At 66.2% G+C, this 4,587-nt stretch carries 4 protein-coding genes, 1 tRNA gene and 1 pseudogene; 3 read left to right on the forward strand and 3 right to left on the reverse strand.

Going from position 1 to position 4,587, the window contains the following annotated elements:
• The 3 genes from AC1D01_RS21915 to AC1D01_RS21925 all read left to right on the forward strand — a co-directional run.
• Positions 1–1,140, forward strand: a 1,140-nt coding sequence (locus AC1D01_RS21915; protein WP_477870031.1) for a peptidylprolyl isomerase, incomplete at its 5' end; no start/stop codon positions are given.
• A 54-nt stretch (positions 1,141–1,194) separates the two neighbouring features.
• Positions 1,195–1,270, forward strand: a tRNA-His gene (locus tag AC1D01_RS21920).
• A 229-nt stretch (positions 1,271–1,499) separates the two neighbouring features.
• The gene (locus AC1D01_RS21925; RefSeq protein ID WP_477870032.1) at positions 1,500–1,982 is read left to right on the forward strand and encodes a 2'-5' RNA ligase family protein; all 483 of its coding nucleotides are present in this window, start codon (positions 1,500–1,502) and stop codon (positions 1,980–1,982) included.
• A gap of 104 nt (positions 1,983–2,086) precedes the next feature.
• Here the strand turns inward: AC1D01_RS21925 and AC1D01_RS21930 are convergent, their stop codons facing one another.
• The 3 genes and pseudogenes from AC1D01_RS21930 to AC1D01_RS21940 form a co-directional block, all read right to left on the reverse strand.
• Positions 2,087–3,115 (reverse strand): tyrosine-type recombinase/integrase, encoded by a 1,029-nt coding sequence (locus tag AC1D01_RS21930; RefSeq protein ID WP_477870033.1) that lies wholly within the window; start codon positions 3,113–3,115, stop codon positions 2,087–2,089.
• Positions 3,112–3,393: a hypothetical protein gene (locus AC1D01_RS21935; RefSeq protein WP_477870034.1), complete on the reverse strand. Its 282-nt coding sequence runs from the start codon at positions 3,391–3,393 to the stop codon at positions 3,112–3,114. Before AC1D01_RS21935 ends, AC1D01_RS21930 begins: the two co-directional genes overlap by 4 nt.
• Positions 3,390–4,587, reverse strand: a pseudogene (locus AC1D01_RS21940) (hypothetical protein); the annotation flags it as partial. The gene AC1D01_RS21935 and the pseudogene AC1D01_RS21940, both read right to left, overlap by 4 nt.

Genomic DNA, 4,587 nt, shown 5'->3' on the forward strand with positions numbered 1-4,587 from the left:
TTCACGAACATGGTCTACGAGCAGCCGGACAGCCTGAAGCCGGTGGCCGACAAGTCGGCGCCGGCGGCGGAGCGTGCGCAGGCGAAGGCGAAGGCCGAAGCGCTGCTGGCCGAGGTGAAGAAGAACCCGGCGAGCTTCGCCGACGTCGCCCGCAAGAACTCGCAGGACACCGGCTCGGCGCTGAACGGTGGCGACCTCGACTTCTTCGGTCGCGGCGCGATGGTGAAGCCGTTCGAAGATGCGGCGTTCGCGCTGAAGCCGGGTGGCATCAGCGATGTGGTCGAGAGCGATTTCGGCTACCACATCATCCAGGTGACGCAGGCCCGCGGCGGCGAGACGAAGAGCTTCGACCAGGTGCGTCCCGAGATCGAGGACGAGGTCAAGAAGCAGCTCGCGCAGGCGAAGTATTCCGAGGCGGCGGTCGAGTTCACGAACATGGTCTACGAGCAGCCGGACAGCCTGAAGCCGGTGGCCGACAAGCTGAAGCTGCCGATCCAGACCGCGCAGGGCGTGGCGCGCACGGCGGGCCCGGCGGCCAAGGGCCCGCTCGCGTCGCCGAAGTTCCTGGAGGCGCTGTTCAGCAACGATGCGCTGCGCAACAAGAAGAACACCGAGGCGGTGGATGCCGGTTCGAGCCAGCTGATCTCGGCGCGAGTCGTCACCTACAACCCGGCTGCGATGAAGCCGCTGGCCGAGGTCACCGCGAGCGTGAAGGAGAAGCTGGTCGCGAAGCAGGCGGCAGCGCTTGCGCGCAAGGAAGGCGAGGCCCGCCTGGCCGAGCTTCGCAAGGCGCCCGAGACGGCGTTGACCGGTGCGGCGCAGGTGGTGTCGCGCGCGCAGGCGCGCGAGCTGCCGAAGCCGTTGATCGATGCGGTGCTGAAGGCGCCGGCCGCGAAGCTGCCGGCCGTCGACGGCGTCGACCTGGGCGACCAGGGCTACGTGATCGTGAAGGTCACGAAGGTGCTGGGCCGCGATCCGATGGCCGCCGACACGGTGCGCTCGCAAGGGCAGTACGCGCAAGCCTGGGCGGCCGCCGAAGCGCAGGCCTACTACGCCGCGCTGAAGAGCCGCTACAAGGTGGACGTGCACCCGGGCACGGCGGCGGCTGAAGCGGCTGCAGCGAGTGGCTCGGGCAACTGAGCGGCCCACTGATCAAAAGGCCTCCAGGTGAGGCTATAATCCGCGGTTCCGGTGGTGGCTGTAGCTCAGTTGGTAGAGTCCAGGATTGTGATTCCTGTTGTCGTGGGTTCGAGTCCCATCAGCCACCCCACACGAAGCCCGCTTGCAGCGGGCTTTTTCTTTGTAGCGCCCGCTAACGAGCACGCGCTGCTGAGGCTCGTTATTTCCCACGGTGGGAAATGGGGGCTGACTCGCGGCCCGGCGCGACAGCGCTTCAGCACTCCCTGCCGGCGCATACTTGCGAAGATGAACCCCCGCCGAGATCGCGTTTCCGCGCGGCGCCGGATTTGATGTCTAGCCGTCGCCTGTTCGTGGGCCTCATGGCTGACGACCGCATGCGCGATGCGGTGGACGTGCTGCGGTCGACGTGGGTCTGGCCGCCTGGCGCGCGCATGGTGCCGCGGCACAACCTTCACCTGACGCTGCACTTCCTCGGCGACGTCGACCTGGTCGACGAGGTGAGTCTGGTCGAGGCGCTGGCCGCCGTGCCGGTGCCCGAGCTGCAACTCTCGATCCAGTCGAGCGCGATTTGGCACGACGGCGTCGTGGTGCTGCTGGCAGAAGGCTCGCCGGTGTTAGACGACCTGCGGCGCGACACCGGCGCTGCGGTGGCCGCCGCCGGCCTGGAGATCGACCCGCGATGGACGCCGCACATGACGCTGGCCAGGCACGCAGGCGCGGCTCAGGCGCCTGTACCGATCGATCCGATGGTCTGGGCGCCGCGCGCGGTGTCTCTGGTCTGGTCGCGGCGCGAGGCCGCGGGCTACGAGGTGGTGCGAGCGTGGCCGACGTTCGCGGGCTGAGGGGACGAATGGCGGCAGTGGTGCCGCCCAGGTCGCGATTTTCGCGCTGCTCGCCCAGGTCTTCCGCGATCACGTCACCGCTTGTCCCCTCGCGAGCCCGAGCGCTAGAGCGCGCCGCGCTTCACTTCCTTCGACCGGTCGTACACGCGCGCCGTGGTTGCCGGGTTCGCATGCAGATCCGGCAACACCCCGTGCTCCAGCTTGTAGTGCGTCGTGTAGTAGGCGCGCAGGTCGTGAAAGGTGATGCGCGTGTGCAACACGCCGGCCTTCAGCGCCGCAGACATCAATCGCGACCAGGCCGACTTGAATCCTCGCTCGGTATGGGGGTTACCGTCACGATTGGGAAAGACGGCACCGACATCGGCGTCGAGGGCCAAGCCTCGCAGCCTCTTGAAAAGTTCGGCGAGGCGTTCGCTTATACCGACGGCCTCGATGGTCACCCGTCCTCGTTGCTTCGCGCGTTTCAGGCGCACCACTTCAGGCTCGACATCAGTCCAATGCAGCTGCCTGAACTCGATGCGTCGATTGCCGGCCAGTGCGGCGTACTCTGCCATCGCCGCCAATACCGCTGACTGGCCGCCTCGCGCCCGCGCCCACTCCAGGAAGCGCGTCAGGTCCGCGGACTCCGGCACTACGTCCCGAGGTCGCTCCTTGTTCCGGCGTACCTGCTTGCAGGGGTTCACATCGATGTCACCGCGGTTGATCGCAAGGTTCATCAGGTTCGAGAGCAGCGCCATCTCACGATTGGCTCGGACGGGTGCCTGGACCCGCTCCACCCGCAGATACCGGTTGCAGTGGACCGGCTTGATGGTCGCGGGGCTGATCCGACCAAAGACCTTGAGCAGGGGGGCACTGCTCTGTCGATAGTCAGTTCGAGTCGCATCCGATAGCTGGTGCCAGTCGGGGGACTCCTGATACAGGCGCCACAGCTCGTCGACGGAACCTCGATCGGTGTTCGCGCCGTTCATGTCGAGGACCTTCTGCAGAGCCTCCGCCCGGTTCGTGCCCAGGCGCTCCCAGGTTCCATCGATCTTCAGCACTCGGTACGTGAAGGTTTTGCCGTCTGCCCACGGGCGGGCCTCCATCCGCGGAAGCAGGCCTTTGGCGCTGACCCTATCGCGCTTCCTGCTCATGCTCGCACCGTCCAGGCCGGCTCGGTGTGGCGCCCGAGGCTTTGAATCACTGAGGCCGAGCCTCCTCGAACGAGGTTGTAGTGCGAGCGATTGACGAGCGGGCGCCCATTCGGGCGCTGTGCCACCTGCAGGCCGAGGCTGCGCAAGTATCGAACCTTCGCCGCGTTCTGGCGAAGCCCGGCACAGATCTCGTCAATCTCCAGGTCGGTGAGATCCGCAAGGTGCATCGCTGCGCCACCCTTCACGAGGTTCCAACCATCTGCGTGAGGCGCTGTCATGCCGGAGCCACCACCGGCGTCTCGCCGTGTTTGGATTGCTGTTCCTCGTTCCGCGGATGTTGTTCGCTGTCGGATTCGTCGGATGAAGGCGATGCGGGTGTCTCAGGCTCGGCCGCGAGTGCCTGCTCGATGTCGGCTGGGATGGCGGTCCCCGTCGCGGAGTCCTTGCGGGAGGGGCGTGGGCGGCGCTTTGGCTGCGCGGTATCGGCGGCCGAGACGCCATAGTGCGCCGCAGCGGCAAGCAACTGCTCCGGTTTGCGATCGAGCGCATAGGGGGGGACGCGGACGTTCTGGATCAGAGCGCAATCGAGGATGAACAGCGTCAGTTCGTCGAGCGGCAGTGTCGCAATGTGCGCCTGCAGGGCGGTCGCTTCGACGCCATGCAGTTCTGCCAGCAGGGCCTTGTTTTCCCATGCCACGCCCGAGTACGCCACCTGAGCAACCATCTGCAGGTCGAACGCGCTTCGCGACGCGACGGCCGCAGCGGTGCGCACGCGCGTGAGCAATGACATGCGGCCGTCGAGTTCGGCCTGCACCTCGGCCATCCGTTTGGCGTGCGCCTCTTCGCGCTTCTTGCGATCCGCTTCGCTCTCGACATGCGAGCGCGATGACGAAGGCTCTTTGACCTTCACGCCGGCGGCCTTTACCTCATCGATCTTCACGACCTGGTGCGTCTTGCCGTTGCGCGGATCTTGGATGGTGACGACGGTCGGCTTCGCGTCCTTCGCCACCTTCTTCAGAGCGTCGCGCACGTCGGCGAGCTTGATGAAGCCGCCCTTAATGTTGCCGCACGCGTCGATCGCCTGGCGAGCCTTGGATCCCTGCACGACGACCTTGCCGGCTTCCTGCAGCTTCGCGGCCTCGCGCTTCAGGTGCGCCTTCTTCTTCTCGGCGAAGCAATCGGGATCCGTACAGACGTCTGTACCGTGCACCGGCGCGCGATCGAGGAAGCGGCCGTACTTGTCCTTCCGGTCGGCCGGCGCATTGATGTCGTCGAACTCCGGTGCATTGCCAGTGCGCTTCGGGCAGCGCACGCAGTGCCCGGCGGCGGGCACCARCATTTCGTCCTCGAGGTCGAAGATCGCGTCCTTCAGGTCGAGCGAGAACTTCTCGCTGAGYAGGTCACGGATGATGCGGTAGCTGCGCTTGCCGCCATCGTCCAGCTTCGCGTGATATTCCTTGCTGATGTAGTTG

Source organism: Rhizobacter sp. P3_B12 (assembly GCF_056402895.1).